Annotated in this window: 21 protein-coding genes; 14 read left to right on the forward strand and 7 right to left on the reverse strand. The window is 70.2% G+C overall.

Annotation, left to right across the window (positions count from 1 at the left end):
* Nucleotides 1-133: 133 nt before the first annotated feature.
* Together GGQ83_RS14265 and pdxA are read right to left on the reverse strand one after the other, a co-directional pair.
* Entirely contained in the window at nucleotides 134-871 is a 738-nt protein-coding gene (locus tag GGQ83_RS14265) for a pyridoxine 5'-phosphate synthase (protein ID WP_184385157.1), read from the reverse strand.
* Nucleotides 868-1,839, reverse strand: coding sequence for a 4-hydroxythreonine-4-phosphate dehydrogenase PdxA (pdxA, locus tag GGQ83_RS14270; RefSeq protein ID WP_184385159.1), 972 nt, complete (start codon nucleotides 1,837-1,839; stop codon nucleotides 868-870). Before pdxA ends, GGQ83_RS14265 begins: the two co-directional genes overlap by 4 nt.
* A gap of 90 nt (nucleotides 1,840-1,929) precedes the next feature.
* Here pdxA and GGQ83_RS14275 point away from each other — a divergent pair, with 90 nt between their 5' ends.
* From GGQ83_RS14275 to GGQ83_RS14305, 7 genes are all read left to right on the forward strand, one after another.
* Nucleotides 1,930-3,756 (forward strand): extracellular solute-binding protein, encoded by a 1,827-nt coding sequence (locus tag GGQ83_RS14275; RefSeq protein WP_184385161.1) that lies wholly within the window; start codon nucleotides 1,930-1,932, stop codon nucleotides 3,754-3,756.
* A 1-nt stretch (nucleotide 3,757) separates the two neighbouring features.
* Complete coding sequence (locus GGQ83_RS14280) at nucleotides 3,758-4,876, forward strand: microcin C ABC transporter permease YejB (protein ID WP_184385163.1); 1,119 nt, start codon at nucleotides 3,758-3,760, stop codon at nucleotides 4,874-4,876.
* Nucleotides 4,877-4,879: 3 nt separating this feature from the next.
* Nucleotides 4,880-5,611 (forward strand): DUF3891 family protein, encoded by a 732-nt coding sequence (locus GGQ83_RS14285; RefSeq protein ID WP_184385165.1) that lies wholly within the window; start codon nucleotides 4,880-4,882, stop codon nucleotides 5,609-5,611.
* Entirely contained in the window at nucleotides 5,608-6,642 is a 1,035-nt protein-coding gene (locus GGQ83_RS14290) for an ABC transporter permease (RefSeq protein WP_184385167.1), read from the forward strand. Before GGQ83_RS14285 ends, GGQ83_RS14290 begins: the two co-directional genes overlap by 4 nt.
* Before the next feature lie 168 nt (nucleotides 6,643-6,810).
* Entirely contained in the window at nucleotides 6,811-8,427 is a 1,617-nt protein-coding gene (locus GGQ83_RS14295; RefSeq protein ID WP_311728255.1) for an ABC transporter ATP-binding protein, read from the forward strand.
* On the forward strand, nucleotides 8,414-8,863 hold the full coding sequence (locus GGQ83_RS14300) for a hypothetical protein (protein WP_184385171.1): 450 nt from the start codon (nucleotides 8,414-8,416) through the stop codon (nucleotides 8,861-8,863). The genes GGQ83_RS14295 and GGQ83_RS14300 overlap by 14 nt, the downstream gene beginning before the upstream one ends.
* A complete protein-coding gene (locus GGQ83_RS14305) occupies nucleotides 8,864-9,796 on the forward strand; it encodes a 2-hydroxyacid dehydrogenase (RefSeq protein ID WP_184385173.1) in 933 nt (310 codons plus the stop codon).
* Nucleotides 9,797-9,820: 24 nt separating this feature from the next.
* Here the strand turns inward: GGQ83_RS14305 and GGQ83_RS14310 are convergent, their stop codons facing one another.
* Nucleotides 9,821-10,336: an OmpA family protein gene (locus GGQ83_RS14310; protein WP_184385175.1), complete on the reverse strand. Its 516-nt coding sequence runs from the start codon at nucleotides 10,334-10,336 to the stop codon at nucleotides 9,821-9,823.
* A 109-nt stretch (nucleotides 10,337-10,445) separates the two neighbouring features.
* Between GGQ83_RS14310 and puuE the strand changes: the two genes are divergently transcribed.
* Nucleotides 10,446-11,363: an allantoinase PuuE gene (gene puuE, locus GGQ83_RS14315; RefSeq protein ID WP_184385177.1), complete on the forward strand. Its 918-nt coding sequence runs from the start codon at nucleotides 10,446-10,448 to the stop codon at nucleotides 11,361-11,363.
* Between the two features lie 10 nt (nucleotides 11,364-11,373).
* On the opposite strand, the gene GGQ83_RS20420 is transcribed toward puuE, so the two are convergent.
* A complete protein-coding gene (locus tag GGQ83_RS20420; protein ID WP_184385179.1) occupies nucleotides 11,374-11,589 on the reverse strand; it encodes a tripartite tricarboxylate transporter substrate-binding protein in 216 nt (71 codons plus the stop codon).
* A 9-nt stretch (nucleotides 11,590-11,598) separates the two neighbouring features.
* Nucleotides 11,599-12,165: a Bug family tripartite tricarboxylate transporter substrate binding protein gene (locus tag GGQ83_RS20425; protein WP_184385181.1), complete on the reverse strand. Its 567-nt coding sequence runs from the start codon at nucleotides 12,163-12,165 to the stop codon at nucleotides 11,599-11,601.
* 394 nt (nucleotides 12,166-12,559) lie between these two features.
* On the opposite strand from GGQ83_RS20425, the gene GGQ83_RS14330 reads away from it, so the two are divergent.
* From GGQ83_RS14330 to rodA, 6 genes are all read left to right on the forward strand, one after another.
* Complete coding sequence (locus GGQ83_RS14330; RefSeq protein WP_184385183.1) at nucleotides 12,560-14,140, forward strand: 2-isopropylmalate synthase; 1,581 nt, start codon at nucleotides 12,560-12,562, stop codon at nucleotides 14,138-14,140.
* Nucleotides 14,141-14,422: 282 nt separating this feature from the next.
* Nucleotides 14,423-15,466, forward strand: a complete 1,044-nt coding sequence (locus GGQ83_RS14335; RefSeq protein WP_184385185.1) for a rod shape-determining protein — start codon at nucleotides 14,423-14,425, stop codon at nucleotides 15,464-15,466.
* Between the two features lie 31 nt (nucleotides 15,467-15,497).
* Nucleotides 15,498-16,361, forward strand: a complete 864-nt coding sequence (gene mreC / locus GGQ83_RS14340; protein WP_184385187.1) for a rod shape-determining protein MreC — start codon at nucleotides 15,498-15,500, stop codon at nucleotides 16,359-16,361.
* 44 nt (nucleotides 16,362-16,405) lie between these two features.
* Entirely contained in the window at nucleotides 16,406-16,909 is a 504-nt protein-coding gene (locus GGQ83_RS14345; protein ID WP_242535110.1) for a rod shape-determining protein MreD, read from the forward strand.
* Entirely contained in the window at nucleotides 16,906-18,825 is a 1,920-nt protein-coding gene (gene mrdA / locus GGQ83_RS14350; RefSeq protein WP_242535111.1) for a penicillin-binding protein 2, read from the forward strand. Before GGQ83_RS14345 ends, mrdA begins: the two co-directional genes overlap by 4 nt.
* Nucleotides 18,822-19,973, forward strand: coding sequence for a rod shape-determining protein RodA (rodA, locus tag GGQ83_RS14355; protein ID WP_184385191.1), 1,152 nt, complete (start codon nucleotides 18,822-18,824; stop codon nucleotides 19,971-19,973). The genes mrdA and rodA overlap by 4 nt, the downstream gene beginning before the upstream one ends.
* Before the next feature lie 33 nt (nucleotides 19,974-20,006).
* On the opposite strand, the gene GGQ83_RS14360 is transcribed toward rodA, so the two are convergent.
* Nucleotides 20,007-20,951: an N-carbamoyl-D-amino-acid hydrolase gene (locus GGQ83_RS14360; RefSeq protein ID WP_184385194.1), complete on the reverse strand. Its 945-nt coding sequence runs from the start codon at nucleotides 20,949-20,951 to the stop codon at nucleotides 20,007-20,009.
* Nucleotides 20,952-20,987: 36 nt separating this feature from the next.
* Nucleotides 20,988-22,241, reverse strand: coding sequence for a class I SAM-dependent RNA methyltransferase (locus GGQ83_RS14365; protein WP_311728261.1), 1,254 nt, complete (start codon nucleotides 22,239-22,241; stop codon nucleotides 20,988-20,990).
* Nucleotides 22,242-22,321: the final 80 nt, after the last annotated feature.

Raw genomic sequence — 22,321 nt, forward strand, 5'->3', positions numbered from 1 at the left:
GGGGCTTAAACGCAGCCTGCCGGGGCAGAGGCCGTGGCGGGAAGACGATCATGGCGCGGCGCCACGCCTGGCCTCTCCCGCTTGCGAAGCGCGAGGCCTCGCATTTTGCGAGGCGGCTTGCGCGTGGCCGGGTTCAGACGCCCCTTGCGGCCCGCATCAGCCCGCGCATGCGCGCGATGACCGATGGCAGCCCCTCGAACACCGCGGCGCCGATGAGGAAATGCCCGATCGAGACCTCGCTGATCTCGGGGATGGCGGCGATGGGCGTGATGGTCTCGAAGGAGAGCCCATGCCCCGCATGGCAATGCAGGCCGAGGCCGGCCGCCACCCGCGCGCCCTCCGCCAGACGGGCGGCCAGGGCCGGGCGGGCGTCGGGCGCCGCATCGGCATAGGTGCCGGTGTGCAGCTCGACGGCCTGGGCCCCAAGGGCGCGCGCGGCCTCGATCTGCACGGGATCAGGTTCCACGAAAAGCGAAACCTCCACCCCCCGGGTGGCGAGGCGCGCAATGGCCTCGCCCAGGAAGGGGCCGGCGCGGGTGACGTCGAGCCCGCCCTCGGTGGTCAGCTCCTCGCGCTTCTCCGGCACGAAGCAGCAGGCGGCCAGGCCCTGGCCGGAGCCCGCCAGTTCCTCGGCCAGCGCCACCATCTCGGGCGTGGCGGCCATTTCGAAGTTCAGGCGCGTGGTGACCTCGGCATGCAGGCGGCGCACATCCTGGTCGCGGATGTGCCGCCGGTCCTCGCGCATATGGAAGGTGATGCCATCGGCGCCGGCCGCCACGCAGAGCTGCGCGGCCGCGACCGGGCAGGGGAGATGTCCGCCCCGCGCATTCCGCAGCGTGGCCACATGGTCAATGTTGACGGAAAGCCTCATGCGGCGTGGGTCCTGCGGTGGTGTGCGAGTTGCGCGGCGAGGCGCAGCGCGGCGATCAGGCTGTCCGGGCTGGCGATCCCGCGCCCCGCGATGTCGAGCGCGGTGCCATGGTCCGGGCTGGTGCGGATGATGGAAAGCCCGAGCGTCACGTTCACCCCTCCATCCATGTCCAGCGTCTTGATCGGGATCAGCGCCTGGTCGTGGTAGAGGCAGATCGCCGCGTCATAGCTGGGGCGGGACTTGGCGGTGAACAGGGTGTCGGGCGGGTGGGGGCCGGTGGCCTCGATGCCCTCGGCGCGGAGCAGGGCGACGGCCGGCGCCACGATGGCATGGTCCTCATGGCCGAGCGTGCCGGCCTCGCCCGCATGGGGGTTGAGCCCCGCCACGGCGAGGCGGGGGGACGCGATCCCGAAATCCCTCCGCAGCCCGGCATGGGCGATCCGCGCATGTTCCACGATGAGTTCGGGGGTGAGGCGCGCGATGGCCCGTGCCAGCGGCTCATGCACCGTTACCGGCACCACGCGCAGCTGTGGGCAGGCCAGCATCATGACGGGGGGCACGCCGGTGCCGGCCAATTCGCCCAGGAACTCGGTGTGGCCGGGATGTGGGAAGCCGGCCGCCGTCAGCACGGATTTCTGGATGGGGTTGGTCACCACGCCGCCGACCCGGCCCGCGCGGGCCAGCGCCACCGCCTCCTCGATCGCGGCCAGCACGGCCGGCGCGGTCGCGGCCTGGGGGTGGCCCGGCGTGGCGGGGACGGGCAGGGGGCGGTGCAGCACGGGCAGGGCCTGGGGAAAGGCCGCGCGCGCCGATTCGGGGCTGTCCACGCGCGCCACCGGTACACCCCGGATCAGGTCGGCATCGCCCAGGAAGAGGAATTCCGGCCCACCCTGCCGCAGCGCCGCCCAGGCGCGGGCGGTGATCTCGGGGCCGATCCCGGCCGGTTCGCCCATGGTAAGTGCCAGCATGGCGCCGGTTTACCGCAGATTGGAGGGCGCCGGTATCCGGGGCGCGAACAGGCGGTTGTTCTGCGCGGCCCGCGCCCCCATCCTGTGGGCATGAAGCGCCGTGACCTCTTCGCCGCCGGCTTTGGCCTCGTCGCCTTCTCCGGGCGGGCGATGGCCCAGCAGGGGCCCATCCGCACCCATGCCCTCTCGCTCCTGGGAGAGCCCGCCTTGCCGGCGGATTTCCCGCATTGGCCCTGGGTGAACCCGGACGCGCCCAAGGGCGGGCAGGTGACACTGACGGCGCTGGGCAGCTTCGACAGCCTGAACCCCTTCATCCTGCGCGGCACGCCGGCGGTGGGGCTGATCAACCTCTACGACCAGCTGCTTGCCACCTCCTCGGACGAGGCCAGCACGGAATACGCCCACCTGGCCGAGACCATCGAAATCCCGGCCGACCGCATGGGCGTCTCCTTCGAGCTGCGCGAGGGCGCGCGTTGGCATGACGGCCGCCCCATCACGGCCGAGGACGTGGTGTTCAGCTTCCAGACGCTGCGTGCCCAGGGCCGCCCCTTCTTCCGCTCCTATTGGGGCGATGTGGCGGAGGCGGTGGCCGAAAGCCCGCGCCGCGTCACCTTCCGCTTCCGCAGCAACGAGAACCGGGAACTGGCCCTCATCCTCGGCCAGATCTACGTGCTGCCGAAGCATTTCTGGGAAGGGCGGGATTTCGCGCGGCCCTTGCAGGAGGCGCCGCTCGGCTCCGGTAGCTATCGTGTGGAGAGCTTCGATTCAGGCCGCAGCATCACCTATGCGCGCGTGCCCGATGCGTGGTCCGCGAACCTCAACACCAAGCGCGGCACCGAGAATTTCGACGTGATGCGCTATGAATACTTCCGCGACGCCACGGTGGCCTTCGAGGCCTTCAAGGCGGGCCAGATCGACTTCCGCACCGAGAACATCGCGCGCAACTGGGCCACGGGCTACGACTTCCCGGCCATGCGGCGCGGCCTCGTGATCCGCGACGAGATCCGGCACGAGCTGCCCACCGGCATGCAGGCCTTCGTGATGAACCTCCGCCGCCCGCTCTTCCAGGACGCGCGGGTGCGCGAGGCGCTGATGACCGTGTTCGACTATGAATGGCTGAACGCGAACATCTTCAACGGGCTCTACGCGCGGACCACCAGCTTCTTCTCCAATTCCGAACTCGCCTCCTCCGGCCTGCCCGAGGGGCGGGAGCTGGAAATCCTGGAACGCTACCGCGGCCGCGTGCCGGAGAGCGTCTTCACCACAGAGTATCGCCTGCCCGTCACCGATGGCAGCGGCAACAACCGCGACGGGCTGCGCCGCGCGCTGACCCTGATGCGCGAGGCCGGGTGGGAGGTGCGCAACCGCCGCATGGTGAATCCCCAGGGCCAGGGCTTCAGCTTCGAGATCCTGCTGAACGGGGCTTCCTTCGAGCGCGTGGCCCTGCCCTATGTGCAATGGCTGCAGCGCCTGGGCATCGAGGCGCGGGTCCGCACCGTGGACCCCGCGCAATACCAGGTCCGCACCGACGCCTTCGACTTCGACATGACGGTGGACGTGATGGGCCAGAGCCTCAGCCCCGGCAACGAACAGCGCGACTACTGGACCTGCGAGAAGGCGCGCGAGAACGGCAGCCAGAACGTCGCCGGCATCTGCGACCCCGTGGTGGATGAGCTGGTGGAACTGCTCATCAACGCGCCCGACCGCGAGGAGCTGATCCATCGCACCCGGGCGCTCGACCGCGTGCTGCTGCACCACCACTTCGTCATCCCGCAATGGCACAACCGCCGCTTCTGGGTGGCCTTCTGGGACCGCTTCGGCCGGCCGGAGCGCAACCCGCGCTACGGGCTCGGCTTCGACAGCTGGTGGATTGACCCGGCGCGCGACGCCGCGCTGACCGCCGCACGGCGGGGCTGAGTTGGGCGCCTATCTCCTTCGCCGCCTGTTGCTGGTGGTGCCGACGCTGTTCGGCATCATCCTCATCAACTTCGCCGTGGTGCAGTTCGCCCCCGGCGGCCCCGTGGAGCAGATGCTGGCGGAGCTGCGCGGCGAGGGGCAGACGCTCGGCCGCCTGACGGGCGAGGGCGGCGGCGAGGTCCGCACCGCCCAGCCCAGCGCCTTCGGCACGGGCGGTGGTGGCGAGGGCGGGCCGGTCGGCACCTATCGCGGCGCGCGCGGGCTGGACCCCGCGGTGGTGGCCGAGATCGAGCGCGCCTTCGGCTTCGACAAGCCCGCGCATGAGCGCTTCCTCACCATGCTGGGGGGCTATCTGCGCTTCGACCTGGGGCGATCCCTGTTCCAGGACCGCTCGGTCTGGGACCTCGTGATCGAGAAGCTGCCAGTCTCCATCTCGCTCGGGCTATGGTCCACGCTGATCATCTACCTGGTGTCTATCCCGCTCGGCATCCGAAAGGCGGTGCGGGACGGGACGCGCTTCGACCTCTGGACCTCGGGCGTGGTGCTGGTGGGCTACGCCATCCCGGGCTTCCTGTTCGCGGTCATGCTGGTGGTGCTCTTCGCGGGCGGCAGCTTCTTCCAGTGGTTCCCGCTGCGTGGCCTGGCCTCGCCGGGTGCCGCCGACTGGCCCTTCTGGCAGCGGGGGCTGGACTATGCCTGGCACATCTTCCTGCCCACGCTGACGCTGGTGATCGGCGGCTTCGCGGGGCTGACCATGCTGACCAAGAACTCCTTCCTGGAGGAGATCAACAAGCAATATGTGCTGACCGCGCGCGCCAAGGGGGCGGAGGAAAGCCGCGTGCTCTACGGGCACGTGTTCCGCAACGCCATGCTCATCATCATCGCGGGCTTCCCGGCGGCCTTCATCGGCATCCTGTTCACGGGGGCGCTGCTGGTCGAGATCATCTTCTCGCTGGACGGGCTTGGCCTGCTGGGCTTCGAGGCGGCGTTGCGGCGCGACTACCCGGTGATGTTCGGCACCCTCTACATCTTCACCCTGCTGGGGCTGATCCTGCAGATCGTGAGCGATTTCACCTACACGCTGGTGGACCCGCGCATCGACTTCGAGGCGAGGAGATAGCGCGTGATCCTCTGGACCCAGCCCGATGGCAGCGTGATCGCCACGCCGCAGCCGGCCCATGCGCTGCTCTCCGGCCAATTGGCCCGCGCCCTGGCCGAGCCGCCCGAGCCTTTCGAGGCGGTGTGCCTCGCCGCCGCCCAGCATGACTGCCCCTGGATGCCCTGGGAGGCCGCGCCCGAATTCGACGAGGCGACCGGCCTGCCGCGCCAGTTCAACGCCCTCGCGGGCGACGAGCATGTGCCGATGTGGGAGGCGGGCGTGCGCGCCGCATTGGCCAACTGGGGCGGCTGGGTGGGCTTGCTGGTGCTGCTGCACGGGCGGCACATCTACGGCATGAACATCCTGCACAACCGCATGGCGCCGACGCCGGCCGGCCTCGCCGCCATGGAGGGCTATGTGGCGCGCACCCCCGCCTGGGCCGCGCAGATCATGGCGGAGCTGGGCGTCACCGAGGAACAGGTGCGGCCGCAGCAACAGAAGGTGGCCTTCGCCGATGCCGTGGCGCTGGGCCTCTGCTGGGGGCAGGACCGCTTCGATTGCGCGGGCGTGCAGATGACCCGCACCGGCCCCTTCACCGCCACACTCGACCCTTGGCCGCTCAAGCCCGCCGAGATCACGCTGACCACCGAGGCGCGCCGCCTGCCCGCCCGCTTCGCCAATGCGGCCGCCATGCAGGCGGGGCTGGCTTCGGCGCCGCGCGTGGCACTCTCCTTCCGTCTCACGCCCGCCGCATGACGCCCATCACCCGCCGCCGCCTGGCCAATTTCCGCGCGAACCGGCGCGGCATGATCTCGCTGTGGATCTTCGGCATCCTCTTCATCGTGACGCTCTTCGCCGAGGTCATCGCCAATGACCGGCCGCTCTTCGTGCGGATGGAAGGCAACAACTTCTTCCCCGTCCTGGTGGAATACGCGGAGAGCGACATCATCCCCGACGGCTTCCCCACCGCGGCCGACTGGCAGGACCCGGTGCTGACCGACGACATCCGCGAGCGGGGCGGCTGGGTGATCTGGCCGCCCATCCCCTACAGCCACGCGACGCTGGTGCGGAACCTGCCCACCCCTGCGCCCTCGCCGCCCAGCGCCTCCAACTGGCTCGGCACGGACGACCAGGCGCGGGATGTGGTGGCACGGGTGATCTACGGCTTTCGCATCTCGGTGCTGTTCGGCTTCACGCTGACCATCGCGGCCTCCATCATCGGCATCGCGGCGGGGGCGGTGCAGGGCTATTACGGCGGCTGGACGGATCTGCTGTTCCAACGCTTCATCGAGATCTGGTCGGGCATGCCGCAGCTTTTCCTGCTCATCATCCTGGCCAGCGTGATCGAACCTTCCTTCTGGTCGCTGCTGATCTTCCTGCTGGTGTTTTCCTGGATGGGGCTCGTGGGCGTGGTGCGCGCGGAATTCCTGCGCGGGCGCAACCTCGACTATGTGCGCGCGGCGCGGGCCTTGGGCGTTTCGGACGGGCGGCTCATGTTCCAGCACATCCTGCCCAACGCGATGGTGGCCACGCTGACCTTCCTGCCCTTCATCCTGTCCGGCAGCGTCACCGTGCTGGCGAGCCTCGACTTCCTGGGCTTCGGCCTTCCGCCCGGCTCGCCCTCGCTGGGCGAATTGCTGCAACAGGGGAAGAACAATTTGCAGGCGCCATGGCTCGCCTTCACGGGCTTCTTCGTGCTGGGCGGCGTGCTGACGCTGCTGATCTTCATCGGCGAGGCGGTGCGGGACGCCTTCGATCCGCGCAAGCTGCCGGGTGGCGGAAGATGATTTATGTTCGCCTTCAGACGGGCACCCATCGCGGCGTGCCGCGATGGGACCCGGCGCCGGGCGCGCGCTCCGCGCGCTTGGCTTTCGCCACGCGGCTGTTGCGCCAGCCGCATGGTCGGTCGGGCGGCGCCGGCCGTCTTGCGGCCGGATTCTTGGAAGGCGTGTCCGGTGGCTGAAGCCCCTCTCCTCTCCGTCGAGAACCTCTCCGTCGCCTTTCGCGGCAAGCGGGTGGTGGAGGGTGTCTCCTTCGCGTTGCATGCGGGCGAGACGCTCGCCATCGTCGGCGAATCCGGCAGCGGCAAGTCGGTGACGGCATTGTCCATCCTGCGGCTGCTGGCGGCCACCGGCTCCAACCCCGAGGGCCGCATCACGCTGGATGGCACCGACGTGACGGCCGCCACGGAAGCCCAGATGCAGCGGCTGCGCGGCGGGGTGGCCGGCATGGTGTTCCAGGAGCCGATGACCTCGCTCAATCCGCTGCACAGCATCGGCCGGCAGGTGAGCGAGGCCATCACGCTCCATCGCCCCCTGCGCGGCGACGCCCTGCGCGCGGAGGTCATCGCGAAGCTCCAGCGCGCGGGCCTCCCCCAGGCCGAGGAACGCATCGCGGCCTATCCGCACCAGCTCTCGGGCGGGCAGCGCCAGCGCGTGATGATCGCGGCGGCGCTGGCCAACGACCCGCGGCTGCTGATCGCGGACGAACCCACCACCGCGCTCGACGTCACGATCCAGGCGCAGATCCTGGAACTGCTGGCCAAGCTGAAGCGCGAGATGCGGATGGCCCTGCTGCTCATCACGCATGACCTCACCATCGTGAAGCGCCACGCCGACCGCGTGGTGGTGATGAAGGATGGCCGGGTGGTGGAGCAGGGTCTTGTGGCCGAGGTCTTCGCCAACCCGCAGCACCCCTACACGCAGATGCTGCTGGCAACCGAACCGCGCGGCCGGCCTGCTCCCGTGGCGGAGGGCGCCGCGGAAATCCTGCACGGCGAGGATGTGCGCGTCCACTTCCCCATCAGGCGCGGCTTCCTGCACCGCACCGTGGCCCATGTGAAGGCGGTGGACGGCGTGGACATGGCCGTGCGCGAGGGGGAGACGCTGGGCCTGGTGGGCGAGAGCGGCTCGGGCAAGACCACGCTCGGCCTCGCGCTGCTGCGGCTCGAAGCCAGCGAGGGCGTCATCCGCTTCCAGGGACGCGAGATCCAGAACCTCTCGCGCGGGGAGTTGCGGCCCTTGCGCGCGCGCATGCAGATCGTCTTCCAGGACCCCTATGGCTCGCTCTCGCCGCGCATGAGTGCCGCGGAGATCGTGGGCGAGGGGCTTTCCGTCCATGAACCCGGCATGACGGCCGCCGAACGTGCGTCCCGCGTGGCGGCCGCGCTGGAGGAGGTGGGCCTCGACCCCGCCAGCGCCGAACGCTACCCGCACGAGTTCAGCGGCGGCCAGCGCCAGCGCATCGCCATCGCGCGCGCGCTGGTGCTGAAGCCACGGCTGCTCGTGCTGGACGAGCCGACCTCCGCGCTGGATGTCAGCGTGCAGGCGCAGGTGGTGGAGCTGCTGCGCGGGCTGCAGGCGAAGCACCGCCTGGCCTACCTGTTCATCAGCCACGACCTGCGCGTGGTGCGTGCCATGGCGCATCGGATCATCGTCATGCGGAACGGCAAGATCGTGGAGACGGGCGAGGCCGAGGCGCTGACCCAGAACCCGCAACAGCCCTACACACGGGCCTTGATGGCCGCCGCCTTCGAACTTCGGGCCGAAGCCACCGCCGATGTCCGGGGCTGACCCGCATCCGTGGGAGGGGCGGGAACTCCAGGAACTCCGCCGCCTGCTGGATGAGAAGAAGGTCACGCTCGGCGTGCTCATCCGCAAGATGAACACGCCCGGCACCCCGGTCTATTCGCATTCGGAGAACATCCTGCCCGCCGCCGCCATCCTGCTCACCTCCTTCGCGGCGGCGGTGGTGATCCATCGCTGGCTGGGCGGCGCGCTGCTGCTGGCGGGCTGCGCCTGGTGGTGGTTCCGCGTGCGGCCCGCGATCCGCGACGCGGTGATGGACCGCACCACGGCACATGTCCTGGCGGACCCACGCAACTTCGACGCGCAATGGGCGCGCGGCACCATCACCTTGTTCGCGCGCATGCCCGATGGCACAGAGCGCCTTGCCCGCAAGCGTGACGACTGGCGGGGTTATGTGCGCTCTTTCCATGAGGGGTCCTGAATGGCCATCCTGCTCTCCACCAAAGCCGCGACCATGGAGGATTGGCGCGACGCGCTGCTGGCCGTGGACCCCAGCCTCGACATCCGCCTCTTTCCCGATGTGGGCGACCCGGCAGGAATCGAGGCCGCCGTCTGCTGGACGCAGCACGACATGGCGGAGCTGCGGCGCTATCCGAACCTGAAGCTCATCGTCTCGATGGGTGCGGGCGTGGACCACCTGCTGCGCCCGCCGGGGCCGCCGCCGGGCATTCCCGTGGCGCGGCTGAAAGATGCGCGGCTGACCCAGGGCATGGCCGAGTGGGTGCTGCTGAACGTGCTGCGCTTCCACCGGCAGGACCTGGAATACCGCGAACAGCAGGCCGCCCGCGTCTGGAACGAGCTGCCCGCGCCCGACACGCACAAGCGCCGCGTCGGCATCCTGGGACTGGGCGAGCTGGGCGGGGCCACGGCGCGGATCCTCCGCGCGCTGGAATTCCCGGTGATGGGCTGGACGCGCAGCCCGCGCAGCCTGGACGGCATCGAGACCTTCCATGGCGCCGACGGGCTGGACGCCATGCTGGCCAAGACGGACATCCTGGTCTGCCTGCTGCCGCTGACGCCCGACACACGTGGCGTGATCAATGCGCGCACCCTTGCCCTTCTGCCCAAGGGCGCCTTCCTCATCAACGCCGCGCGCGGCGGGCATGTGGTCGCGGAGGACCTTCTGGCGGCGCTGGATTCGGGCCATGTCGCCGGCGCCGCGCTCGATGTGTTCGAGCCCGAGCCCCTGCCGGCCGATCACCGCTTCTGGACCCACCCCAAGGTGCTGGTCTGGCCGCATGCCGCCAGCATCACCATCCCGTCGAGCGCCGCGCCGCAGGTGGTGGAGAATTTGCAGCGGGCGCGCGAGGGGCGCCCGCTGATCAACCTGGTGGACTTTACCGCGGGTTACTAAGCGCGTACGGGGCCGGGCGGCCGCTTACCGTCGCCCGTCGTCGATCCGCACCTCCACGCGCCGGCTTTCCAGGCTCTCGAAGCCCGGAATGGGCCCGCGCGAGAGGATGCGAATACGCGAGGCCGCGATTCCCTTCTCGATCAGCGCATCCGCCACCTGGCGGGCGCGCAGCCGGGCCAGCAGGGCATTGGCTTCCTCGCTGCCGCGCGGGCCGGTATAGCCCAGCACCAGCACGCCCACGCCCGGTTCGGCCAGCGCCATCTGGGCCACGCGGTTCAGCCCCGCCTGGGCGGGTTCCGAGAGCGCCGCGGACCATTCCTCGAAGAACACCACGAAGGCGCGCTCGCTGCCATGTGGCGCGTTGGGGGCGGGCGTGGCGGCGGGCGCCGGGGCCGGGCTAGCCGCGGTGGGGGCCGCCGCGGTGGGCGCGGCCTGGCCCGACAGGGTGGGTGCCGGGAAGCGCGTGTTGCTGGACGGCTCGGCGCAGGCGGCCAGCAGGCCTAGCAGGGCGGCGGTGCCGGCGAACCTCAGATGGGCCATCGAATCTCTCCTGGACAGGGTGGCGCGCAGTCTTGCCGGCATCGCGCCGCGCTGTCACGGCACCCATTCCGCTTGACCGCGCCCAGTCCGGCCGGAAATCCTTGTGGGCATGACGCAGATCCTCGACGACGGCACCGGCTCCCCGCGCGACTTCCTGGGCTATGGCCCCAACCCGCCCGACCCGAAATGGCCAGGAGGTGCCCGCCTCGCCCTCTCCTTCGTGCTGAATTACGAGGAGGGCGGCGAGAACACCGTGCTGAACGGCGATGCGGGCAGCGAGGCCTATCTGCATGAGGTGCCCGGCGGCGCCCCCACGCTGGGCGCCCGCAACCGCGGCGTGGAGAGCCAGTTCGACTATGGGGCGCGCGCCGGCGTCTGGCGCATCCTGCGGCTTTTCGCGGCGCGCGGCCTGAAGTTGACGGTCTATGGCGTGGGCCGCGCCCTGGAACTCAACCCGACGGCCGCCCGCGCCTTCGCCGAGCAGGGCCATGAGGTGGCAAGCCACGCCTATCGCTGGATCGACTATCACGGCATGCCGGAGGCCGAGGAGCGCGCCGACATCGCCCGCTGCGTCGAGACGATCGAGCGCCTGACCGGCCGCCGCCCCGTGGGCTGGTACACGGGCCGCATGTCCCCCAACACGCGCCGCCTCGTGGCCGAGCATGGCGGCTTCCTCTACGACAGCGACGCCTATGACGACGACCTGCCGCATTATGTGCAGGTGGCGGACAAGCCGCATCTCGTCATGCCCTACACGCTCGACAACAACGACATGAAGTTCGCCGTGCCGCCGGGCTTCGGCGACCCGGACGGGTTCGAGCGCCACCTGCGCGATGCCTGCGACATGCTGCGCGCCGAGGGCGGGCGGATGATGAGCGTGGGGCTGCATTGCCGCCTGGTGGGGCGGCCAGGCCGCGCGGCCGCGCTGGCCCGCTTCCTCGATCATGTCGTGGCCTGCGGCGATGTCTGGGTGGCGCGCCGCGAGGACATCGCGCGCCACTGGTGGGCCACGCACCCGCCGGGCTGAGGCGGGCGCCTCAGTCGGAGATGCGCTCGATCCGGTTCGCCTCGACCACCGTGCGCCAGCGGGCGACCTCACTCTGCACATGGGCGGCGAGGCGTTCGGGCGGGCCGCCCTCGGGGCGGGCGCCCAGGGTGCGCAGCCGCTCCTGCACGGCGGGGTCGGCATTGGCCTCGTTCAGCAAGGCGTTCAGCCGCGCCACGATATGCGCGGGCGTGCCGCGCGGGGCCATATAGCCGAATCAGGGCTCGGCCACCGCATCCGCCACGCCGACTTCCGCCAGCGTGGGCACGTCGGGCAGCTGCGGGTCGCGCTCGCGCCCGTTGATCACCAGGGGGCGCAGCTGTCCGCCGCGGATCGTGCCGATGAGGGTGGGGACATTCTCGAATTTCATCTGGGTGGCGCCCTGCATCACCGCCTGCATCCCTGGCGCGCCGCCGCGGAAGGGAACATGGGTCAGCTGCAGGCCGAGGCGGAAGTTCAGCAGCTCCGGCAACAGGTGGTTGGAGCTGCCGAAGCCGGAGGAGGAGAAGTTCACCGCCGTGCCCTGGTGCCGCGCCCAGGCCAGGAACTGGGGAAAATCCTGCGCCGGGTGGTCGGGCCGCACAACTAGCACGTTCATCACGCTGCCCGACCAGAAGACCGGCACAAGGTCGCACGAGATGTCATAGGGCATGCGGGCATAGATGCTGGCGTTGATGGCGCAATTGCCGATCGTGCAGGCGCCGAGGGTATAGCCATCGGGCGCCGCGCGCGCCGCCAAGTCCATGCCGATATTGGCATTGGCGCCCCCGGGCGGGAAAGGCATGATAATGCGCACCGGCCGTTCGGGGTTCCAGTCCTGCGCGGCCGCGGGCACGGCCAGCAGCAGCGCGGCAAGCGCGAGAAAAGTGCGACGCCTGTGTTTTATCCGGATTTTCCGGAAGGCTATCCTGCGCGTCGCGGGGGCGGAAGCAGGACGGCGCGGAGCGCTTGATTTCCTGCGCCCGCCCGGGCTAGCCTTTATACATGCGCGCTGCGACGCCCTTCGCGAACTCCACCAGTCGGCCTCAGGTCGGCCCTTCATTGCGCGCCCTTTCGCTCCTTCTCCTTCGACTTACGCGCCCCTGAGCGTGATGCCCGGCTGCGCGCCGGTGTCGCTCAGGGGGTAGCCCCGGCGGCGAAGATGCCGCATGTCGGAACGAAACGAAGCGAGACGTCACATGGCCATCAACCACCCCTCCTTCGGCACCCTGGCCGAAGACCGCATCATCATCTTCGACACGACCCTGCGCGATGGCGAGCAATCGCCCGGCTTTTCCATGAACCTGGATGAGAAGCTGCGTATGGCCGAGGCCCTGGCCGATCTCGGCGTGGATGTGATGGAGGCGGGCTTCCCCATCGCCTCCATGGGCGATTTCGAGAGCGTGGAGGCCATCGCCAAGCGCTTCGCCAAGGAGGGACCGGTGGTCTGCGGCCTGGCCCGCACCTCCTCGGCCGACATCCTGCGCGCGGCCGAGGCCATCAAGCCCGCCGCCCGCCGCCGCATCCACACCTTCGTCTCCACCTCGCCGCTGCATATGCGGGTGAAGCTGCGGATGGAGCCCGAGGCGGTGCTGGAACTGGTGACGGCCAGCGTGTCCCTGGCCCGCCAGCACACGGATGACGTGGAATGGTCCGCCGAGGACGGCACCCGCACCGAGCATGAATTCCTGTGCCGCTGCGTGGAGGCCGCCATCAAGGCGGGTGCGACCACCATCAACATCCCCGACACGGTGGGCTACGCCGTGCCGGAAGACATGGCCTTCATCTTCAACATGCTGCGCGAACGGGTGCCGGGCGCGGATGGGGTCATCTTCTCCACCCACAACCACAATGACCTGGGGCTGGCGGTCGCCAACACCCTGGCCGCCATCCGCGCGGGCGCGCGGCAGGTGGAATGCACCATCAACGGCATCGGCGAGCGGGCGGGCAATGCGTCCCTGGAGGAGGCCGTGATGGCGCTGCGGACGCGCCACGACGCCATTCCCACCACCAACAGCATCGTCACCACCAAGCTGCTGAAGGTGTCCAAGCTGCTGGCGGCCACCACGGGCTTCGACGTGCAGCCCAACAAGGCCATCGTGGGCCGCAACGCCTTCGCGCATGAGAGCGGCATCCACCAGGATGGCGTTCTGAAGGATGCCTCGACCTACGAGATCATGACGCCCGAATCCGTGGGCTGGACCACCAATTCCCTGGTGCTCGGCAAGCATTCCGGCCGCGCCGCCTTCCGCGACCGGCTGAAGAGCCTGGGCTATGAGATCGGCGACAACCAGCTGAACGACGCCTTCAAGCGCTTCAAGGACTTGGCGGACCGCAAGAAGGTCGTCTACGACGAGGACATCGCCGCCCTGGTGGATGACGAGGTGGGCCGCACCAACGAGACCATCCGCCTGACCGGGCTGAACGTCTCCACCGGCATGGGCACCAAGCCCATGGCCACCATCACTCTGGAGGTGGATGGCGAGCGGCGGGATGGCATGGCCATCGGCGATGGCGCGGTGGATGCCACCTTCAACGCGCTGCGCCAGGCCTACCCGCACGAGGTCAACCTGAAGCTCTACGCCGTGCAGTCGGTCACCGGCGGCACCGACGCCCAGGCGCGCGTCACCGTGCGCTTCGAGGAGAAGGGCAAGCTGGTGGACGGGCAGGGGGCGGACACCTGCACCATCGTGGCCTCCGCCCGCGCCTATGTGCATGCGCTGAACAAGCTGCTGGTGAAGCGCGAGCGGACGGAGCCGCCGGCAGTGTTGCGCGCATAGCGCGCGCCCCACGAAATCGCCCTTGGCGCTTTCGTGGGGGCCTCGACACTCCCCAGCACGCCGCTTCGCGTCGTGCCGGGGGCCCCGGCTTGGCGCCCGTCCTGCCAGCTTGGCTCCGCCTTGCGAGGCAAAGCCTCGCAAGGGCACCGGGGGGCGGATGAGATTGCGGGCGCGGCCTTGACGGTGCAGGCGCACCCTGCCCGTGGGGCCGTCTTGCCCTGCCGGGGCCAAGCCGCTAGGCATCGCGCCTCCCCCCGGTTTCCCCCAGGAAGGTCGCACCCCATGTTTGCACGCCTGTTCGGCTTCCTCTCCGCCGACATGGCCATCGACCTCGGCACGGCCAATACGCTGGTCTATGTGAAGGGGCGGGGCATCGTGCTGAATGAACCCTCGGTGGTGGCGATCTCCGACCATCGCGGCCGCAAGCAGGTGCTGGCGGTGGGCGAGGAAGCCAAGCAGATGCTGGGCCGCACCCCGGGCAACATCGCGGCCATCCGCCCCTTGCGCGACGGCGTCATCGCCGATTTCGAGGTGGCGGAGGAGATGATCAAGCACTTCATCCGCAAGGTGCACAACCGGCGCAGCTTCACCTCGCCCATGATCATCGTCTGCGTGCCTTCCGGCAGCACGGCGGTGGAGCGCCGGGCCATCCAGGAAAGCGCCGAGAGCGCCGGCGCCCGCAAGGTGCTGCTGATCGAGGAGCCCATGGCGGCCGCCATCGGCGCCGGCCTGCCGGTGACGGAGCCCTCGGGCTCCATGGTCGTGGACATCGGCGGCGGCACGACGGAGGTGGCGGTCATCTCGCTGGGCGGCATCGTCTATGCCCGCAGCGTTCGCGTGGGCGGCGACAAGATGGACGAGGCGGTCATCAGCTACATCCGCCGCACCTTCAACCTGCTGGTGGGCGAAAGCTCGGCCGAGCGGATCAAGATGGAGATCGGCGCCGCCGCCCCCCCGCTGGACGGTGAGGACGGCCCCATGACCGAGGTGAAGGGCCGCGACCTGATGAACGGCGTCCCGCGCGAGGTGGTCGTGACCCAGCGCGAAATCGCCTTGGCGCTGAACGAGCCGGTGACGCAGATCGTGGACGCGGTGAAGGTGGCGCTGGAGAACACGCCGCCCGAACTCGCCGCCGACATCGTGGACAAGGGCATCGTCCTGACCGGGGGCGGCGCGCTGCTCTACCGTCTGGACGAAGTGCTGCGCGATGCGACAGGCCTGCCTGTCGTGGTGGCAGAGGAGCCCCTCTCCTGCGTCGCGCTGGGCACGGGGCGCGCCCTGGAGGAGCTGAAGCGGCTTCGCCAGGTGCTGAGTTCGATGTATTGAAGTGGAGTGATGTGCGGAACCCGGGGGGGACTTGATCCGTCTGAGCATCCCTTTGCGGCAGGCGCTGGCCCGGCTCTCCTTGCCGGTTCTCATCGCCGTCGCCTTCGGCACCATGCTGCTGGGCCGCGCCGACGCGCTGCTTGTGGAGCGCGCCCGCATGGTGCTGGCCGATGCGCTGACCCCCATCTGGGCCGCCGTGCAGGAGCCCGTCACGGCGGTGCGCCAGGGCGTCGAGGAGGTCCAGTCGCTCTGGTATCTCCGCAGCGAGAACGCCCGCCTCACCGAGGAAAATGACCGGCTGCGCCGCTGGCAGGCCGCGGCCCTGGCGCTGGAGGCCGAGAACGCCCTGCTGCGCCGCCAGCTTTCCTGGATTCCGGACCCCACGCCGCAATTCCGCACCGCCCGCGTGGTGGCCGATGGCGGCGGCACCTATGCCCGCGCCGTGCTGCTGGCCACCGGCCCGCAGCACGATATCCGCAAGGGCCAGGTGGCGCTGGACGAGCGTGGCTTCGTGGGGCGCGTCACGGAGGTCGGCGCGCGATCGGCCCGGGTGCTGTTGGCCACCGACATCAACAGCCGCGTGCCGGTCATCATCGAGGGCTCCCGCGCACGCGCCATGATGGTGGGCGGCAACACCGCCCGTCCGCGCCTGCAGCATTGGCCCGAGGGCGTGCAGCCCCGCGATGGCGACCGGGTGGTGACCTCGGCCGAGGCCGGCGCCTTCCCGGCCGGCCTGCCGGTGGGCGTGGTCCGCCGCACGGCGGGCGGGGCCGCGGAGGTGGAACTCTTCGCCCAGCTCGAACGGCTGGACGTGCTGCGCCTCTTCGACTTCGGCCTGGCCGGCATCCTCCCCCCCGAGGCGGTGGCCCGGCCCGAGCCGCGCGGTCGGCGCTGAGGCCCATGGCCAGGAAGGGGCGCCCCGCGCCACCTATGGGGCTGATGCGTCAGCTCGATTCCGGCGCGCGGGCGGTGTTTCCCGCGGCCTTCACCGTGTTCCTGCTCGTCATGGCGGCGGTGCCGGTGGGCGTGCCGGGCCTGGTGGTGGCGGTGGCGGTGCCCAGCGTCTTCTTCTGGACGGTGTTCCGCCCCGGCGCCATGCCGCCGCCCATCGTCTTCGCGCTGGGCCTGTTGCAGGACCTGCTGGGCTTCACCCCGTTGGGCAGCGGCGGGCTGATCCTGCTGCTGGTGCATGGGGTGGCGTTGCGGGGGCGCACATGGCTGGCGCGGGCCTCCTTCCTCTGGGGCTGGCTCGCCTTCTGCGCCGTGGCGGCGGGCGCGATGCTGCTGGGCTGGCTGTTCCAGGCGTTGCTGGGCTGGCAGCGGCCGCCCTTCGTGCCGGGGCTCGCGCTGTTCGGCATCATGGCGGGTGGTTACCCGGCGCTGGCCTTCGTGCTGTCGCGCATGCACATGGCCATGCAGCGGGCGGAGGACGCGCTGCGATGAAATGGCCCCGCATCCTGCGCCGGCGCGAGAAGGGCGGCATCGCCAATTTCTCCATGCGCGGCGTGAAGCGCGAGGAGGAGCTGCGCCGCACCGTCTTCACCCGCCGCGCCCTGCTGCTGGGGGGCGTGCAGCTCGGCGCCTTCGGCTTCCTGGGCTGGCGGCTGCACACGCTGCAGGTGGACCAGGGCGAGCGCTTCGCCACGTTGGCCGAGGAGAACCGACGCTCCGCCCGGCTGCTCTCGCCGCCCCGCGGCCGCATCTTCGACCGCAATGGCGAGGTGGTGGCGGGCAACCGCCTGAACTGGCGTGCCCTTCTGGTGGCCGAGCACACCACCGATGTCGCCGCCACGCTGGAAACCTTCAGCCGCATCGTGCCGCTGAGCGAGGCCGACCGCGCGCGCATCACCCGCGACGTGCGCCGCCGCCGCCGCTTCGTGCCCGTCACCGTGCGCGAATTCCTGGAATGGGAGGAGATGGCGCGCATCGAGGTGAACGCGCCCGACCTGCCCGGCATCGTGATCGATGTCGGCACCAGCCGTATCTACCCCGAGGCCGAGCACCTGGCCCATGTGGTGGGCTATGTCGCCCCCCCCAGCGAGGCCGACCTGGATGGCGACCCGCTGCTGCAACTGCCCGGCATCCGCGTGGGCCGCGCGGGCGTCGAGCGTTTCCACGACACCACCCTGCGCGGCCGCGCGGGGGCCGTGCAGCTTGAGGTCAATGCCGTCGGCCGCATCATCCGCGAGATGGACCGGCGCGAGGGCGTGCCCGGCTCCGACGTGGAGCTGACCATTGATGTGGAACTCCAGAAGGCCGTGCGCGGCAAGATCGAGGAGGGCACCTCGGTCGTCGTGCTGGACGCCACCAATGGCGAGGTGCTGGCCATGGCGAGCCAGCCCTCCTTCGACCCCAACATCTTCAACTCCGGCGTCTCGGGCGCACAGTGGCGGCAATGGACCTCGGGCCGCTCCACGCCGCTCATCAACAAGACGACGAACGGGCTCTACGCGCCCGGCTCCACCTTCAAGATGATGGTGGCCCTGGCGGCGCTGGAGGCGCGGCTGGTGACGCCGGGCGAGCGCATCCATTGCCCGGGCCATCTCGACCTCGGCAACACGCGCTTCCATTGCTGGAACCGCAATGGCCACGGGGGCGTGGATTTGCGGACCTCGCTGAAGGTCTCCTGTGACGTCTATTACTACGAGATCGCGCGGCGCATCGGCATGGACCGCATCACGGCCATGGCCCGGCGCTTCGGCATGGGGGTGGACCTCGACATCGAGCTGCCGGGCGCGCGCCCGGGCCTCATGCCCAGCCGCGCCTGGCAGGAGGCGCGCGGCCGCGCCTGGTCGGTGGGCGACACGGTGGTGCACGGTATCGGCCAGGGCTTCTATCAGCTCACGCCGCTGTCGCTGGCCGTGATGACCGCGCGGCTGGCCTCCGGGCGCGCCATCCAGCCGCACCTGACGCGCGCCGTGGGTGGCCGGCCCATCCCTGGACGGCGGCCGGAGGATTGGCCCAGCCTCGGCATCCAGGACCGCAACCTGCGCCTGATGCGCGATGCCATGTGGTCTGTGATGAACGAGCAGGGCGGCACCGCCTATGCCTCCCGCAACATGCAGGGCTTTGGCCAGATGTCGGGCAAGACCGGCACCACCCAGGTCCGCCGCGTGACGCGCGAGCAGCGGGAGCGCGGCTTCAACGTCCAGAACGTGCCGCGCGAATGGCGCCCGCACGCGCTCTTCGTCGGCTACGCGCCGCATGACAACCCGCGCTATGCGGTCAGCGTGGTGGTGGAGCATGGCACCTCCGGCTCCGGCACCGCGGCCCCCTTGGCGCGCGATGTCCTGGTCGAGACCTTCAACCGCTTCCGCCAGCCCATCCCGCCCCGCGTGGCGCAGAGGCGCGAGCCATGAGCGCGGTCTTCGAGCGCCGGCTTCTCACGCGCGACCGTGGCGTGGGCGTGTTCCAGAAGCTGTGGCGGATCCCCTGGCTGTTCGTCCTGCTGCTCTGCGCCGTGGCGGGGGTGGGGTATGTGGCGCTGTATTCGGCGGGCGGGGGCGACCCCGATCTCTACGCCAACCGCCACGGGCTGCGCTTCGGCTTCTGCCTGGTGATGGTGCTGTGCCTCGCGCTGGTGGATGTGCGGCTATTCGCGCGGCTGGCCTGGCTTGGCTATGCGGCGGCGCTGGGGCTGCTGGTGCTGGTGGCGCTGCATGGGCAGGTGGGAGGTGGGGCGCAGCGCTGGATCGCGATCGGCCCGCTGCAATTGCAGCCCTCCGAGCTGATGAAGATCATGCTGGTGCTGATGCTGGCCGCCTATTTCCACCGGGCGAGCTGGGAGCGCATGGGCAACCCCTTCTTCCTGCTGCCGCCACTGCTGCTTGTGCTCGTCCCGGTGGGGCTGATCTTCAAGCAGCCCAACCTCGGCACGTCATTGATCGTGCTGGCGCTGGGCGGCGTCATGTTCTGGGCGGCGGGCGTGCGCTGGTGGAAATTCGCGGGCGTGCTGGGGCTGATGGCGGCCGCGGCACCCATCCTCTACGCCAACCTTCGCGACTACCAGCGGGCGCGCATCACCACCTTCCTCGACCCGGAGAGCGACCCGCTGGGGGCGGGCTACAACATCATCCAGTCCAAGATCGCGCTGGGATCGGGCGGCATCTGGGGAAAAGGATTTCTCCAAGGCACGCAGGGCCACCTGAACTTCCTGCCCGAGAAGGAAACGGACTTCATCTTCACCATGATCGCCGAGGAATTCGGCCTGGTTGGCGCGCTGGTCACGCTGGCCCTGCTGCTGCTGGTGGTGGCCTTCTGCGTGCTGGTGGCGCTGCGCTGCAAGCACCAGTTCGGCCGGCTGCTGGCGCTGGGACTGGGCGCCAACTGGTTCCTTTATGTCTTCGTGAATGTGGCCATGGTGACGGGCGGCATCCCCGTGGGGGGCGTGCCGCTGCCGCTGATCAGCCATGGCGGGAGTGCCATGCTGACCACCATGCTGGGCTTCGGATTGTTGCTCAGTGTCTGGGTCCACCGGGACCTGGAGTTCGGCGTCGCGCGCGATTGACCCCCGGCGGCGCCGAGGGCCGTTTCGCGCGGATCAAGCCGGGGGTTCGGCGCCAACCTGCTCCACGATGCGCTTGTAGTGCTCCGGGCGGCGATGGGCGGCGAAGTTGAACATCTTCTCCTTGCCCTGGAGGCAGGCCTCGAGGTCGCATTCGGCCACCACCACCTCGTCGCCCAGCGTCTTCGCCTGGGCCACCACCACCCCGTCCGGGTTCACGATGACGGACCCGCCGATGAGACCCGAGCCATCCTCGTTGCCGGCCTTGGCGACGCTCACCGCCCAGGTCGCGTTCATGTAGGCGTTGGACTGCGCGGCCAGGGTGGAGTGGAAGGTGCGGATGTCCTCGTTCTCGGTGCTGCCGCCATTGGGGTCATAGGCCGCGGAGTTGTAGCCCATCACCATCAGTTCCACGCCCTGCAGGCCGTAGCAGCGCCAGGCCTCCGGCCAGCGGCGGTCATTGCAGATCAGCATGCCCATGACGGGGCGGTGCCATTCGGCGGGGCCGCGGAAGGCGGGGAAGCCCATGTCGCCATACTCGAAATAGCGCTTCTCCAGTTGCTGGAAGCGGCTGCCCTCGCGGGGCTCCACGCTGCCGGGCAGGTGGACCTTGCGGTACTTGCCCAGGATCTCGCCATCCGGGCCCACGGTGATGGCGGTGTTGAAGCGATGGCCGTCCTCGGTCAGCTCTGCGTAACCCAGGTAGAAGCCCACCCGCAGCTCCCGCGCGCGGTCGAACAGCGCCTGGCAGTTGGGGTTGGGCATGGCGCGCTCGAACCAGGTGTCGAGCTCCTGCGTGTTCGGGATGAACCAGCGCGGGAAGAAGGTGGTCAGCGCCAGTTCCGGGAAGACGACCATTTGCGCGCCCTGGCGGGCGGCGTCCTCCAGCAGGGCGATGAGGCGGTCGAGCGTGTGACGGCGGCTGTCGGCGCGCTGGATGGGGCCGGTCTGCGCGCCGGCGAGCGTGAGGATACGGGGCATGGGCGCAACATCCCGCCGCGGGCGGTCCCTGGCAAGCTACCGCGCGAACACCGCAACGCTTTCCAGATGCGGCGACCACAGGAACTGGTCCACCGGCGTCGCTTCCCGCAGCGCGAAGCCCGCCGCGCGCAGCGTGGCGCCGTCCCGCGCCAGGGCGGCCGGGTTGCAGGAGACATAGATCACATGCGGCACCGTGCCGCGCGCGATCTGCGCCACCTGCTCGGGCGCGCCGTTGAAGGGCGGGTCCAGCACCACCACGGCGTAGGATTTCAGCTCGGCCGGCAGCAGCGGCTGGCGGGCGAGGTCGCGCCGTGTCGCTGTCACGCGCGGATGCGCGCCGGCGAGTGCGGTGACCGCCGCGCCATCGCCCTCATAGGCCTGCACCACCCCATGCGCGGCCAGCGGCAGGGAGAGCGTGCCGATGCCGGCGTAGAGATCCAGCAGCCGCGCCCGCTTGGACAGCTTGGCCGGCAGCCCGGCCAGGACGGCGGCAATGATGGCGGCCTCGCCCTCGCGGCTGGCCTGAAGGAAGGCCCCGGCCGGGGGCGTGATGGCCAGGCCCGAGAGGTGGTGCCGCACCGGCTCGTGCTGCGCCGCCACCTCGTTGGCGCCCTTGGTGGACCAGGCGATGCGCGGGATGCGGTGGGTGGCGGCGAAGGCGGCCAGGCGCTGCCGGTCGGGCATGGTCAGCGGCGCGTCGGTGCGCATCAGCAGGTCCGGCCCGCTGTCCAGCATGTTCACCACCACGGCCCCCAGCCGCTTCAGGGCGGAGAGGCTGCGCAGCGTCTCCGCCAGAGGTGGCAGCAGCGCCACCAGGGCGGGTTGCAGCACCGGGCATTCGGTCAGCGGGATCAGCTCGTGGCTGCCGCGGGTGTGGAAGCCGATGGTGACGCGCCCATCGGCCAGCCGCTCCAGCCCCAGATCGGCGCGGCGGCGGGCGCCCGGGGGCGTGCGCGCCAGGTCATGCACCAGGGGGGCCGCAAAGCCCGCGGACTCCAGCGCGGCGACCAGGCGCCCGCGCTTCCAGGCGGCATAGGGTGCATCGGCCCAGTGTTGCACGGCGCAGCTGCCGCAGCGGCCGAAATGCACGCAGGGTGCCGGAACGCGCTCCGGGCTGGCGGACAGGATGGAGAGGGCCGAGCCGGGCACCGCACCCTGGCGCGGCGTGCCGAGATAGGCCTCCACCCGCTCGCCGGGCAAGGTGTACGGGACGAAGGCATGGCCGCCCTCAGGCAGCGGCGCGATGCCGTCGCCCTGGGCGCCCATGGTGGTGATGGAAAGCTCGGTCACGGCGCCCTCCGGGCGAAACAGCCCTTAGGGCAGGTCGAAGCGGCGGGCGCAAGGGACGCCCGCGATCTCATCCGCCCCCC

It is taken from the genome of Roseococcus suduntuyensis, from assembly GCF_014196305.1.
Taxonomy (GTDB): domain Bacteria; phylum Pseudomonadota; class Alphaproteobacteria; order Acetobacterales; family Acetobacteraceae; genus Roseococcus; species Roseococcus suduntuyensis.

Coding starts and splice junctions, on each gene's coding strand:
- GGQ83_RS14265 (WP_184385157.1), bottom strand. CDS start 871: ATGAGGCTTTCCGTCAACATTGACCATGTGGCCACGCTGCGGAATGCG.
- pdxA (WP_184385159.1), bottom strand. CDS start 1,839: ATGCTGGCACTTACCATGGGCGAACCGGCCGGGATCGGCCCCGAGATC.
- GGQ83_RS14275 (WP_184385161.1), top strand. CDS start 1,930: ATGAAGCGCCGTGACCTCTTCGCCGCCGGCTTTGGCCTCGTCGCCTTC.
- GGQ83_RS14290 (WP_184385167.1), top strand. CDS start 5,608: ATGACGCCCATCACCCGCCGCCGCCTGGCCAATTTCCGCGCGAACCGG.
- GGQ83_RS14300 (WP_184385171.1), top strand. CDS start 8,414: ATGTCCGGGGCTGACCCGCATCCGTGGGAGGGGCGGGAACTCCAGGAA.
- GGQ83_RS14305 (WP_184385173.1), top strand. CDS start 8,864: ATGGCCATCCTGCTCTCCACCAAAGCCGCGACCATGGAGGATTGGCGC.
- GGQ83_RS14310 (WP_184385175.1), bottom strand. CDS start 10,336: ATGGCCCATCTGAGGTTCGCCGGCACCGCCGCCCTGCTAGGCCTGCTG.
- puuE (WP_184385177.1), top strand. CDS start 10,446: ATGACGCAGATCCTCGACGACGGCACCGGCTCCCCGCGCGACTTCCTG.
- GGQ83_RS20420 (WP_184385179.1), bottom strand. CDS start 11,589: ATGGCCCCGCGCGGCACGCCCGCGCATATCGTGGCGCGGCTGAACGCC.
- GGQ83_RS20425 (WP_184385181.1), bottom strand. CDS start 12,165: ATGCCTTTCCCGCCCGGGGGCGCCAATGCCAATATCGGCATGGACTTG.
- GGQ83_RS14330 (WP_184385183.1), top strand. CDS start 12,560: ATGGCCATCAACCACCCCTCCTTCGGCACCCTGGCCGAAGACCGCATC.
- GGQ83_RS14335 (WP_184385185.1), top strand. CDS start 14,423: ATGTTTGCACGCCTGTTCGGCTTCCTCTCCGCCGACATGGCCATCGAC.
- GGQ83_RS14345 (WP_242535110.1), top strand. CDS start 16,406: ATGCGTCAGCTCGATTCCGGCGCGCGGGCGGTGTTTCCCGCGGCCTTC.
- mrdA (WP_242535111.1), top strand. CDS start 16,906: ATGAAATGGCCCCGCATCCTGCGCCGGCGCGAGAAGGGCGGCATCGCC.
- rodA (WP_184385191.1), top strand. CDS start 18,822: ATGAGCGCGGTCTTCGAGCGCCGGCTTCTCACGCGCGACCGTGGCGTG.
- GGQ83_RS14360 (WP_184385194.1), bottom strand. CDS start 20,951: ATGCCCCGTATCCTCACGCTCGCCGGCGCGCAGACCGGCCCCATCCAG.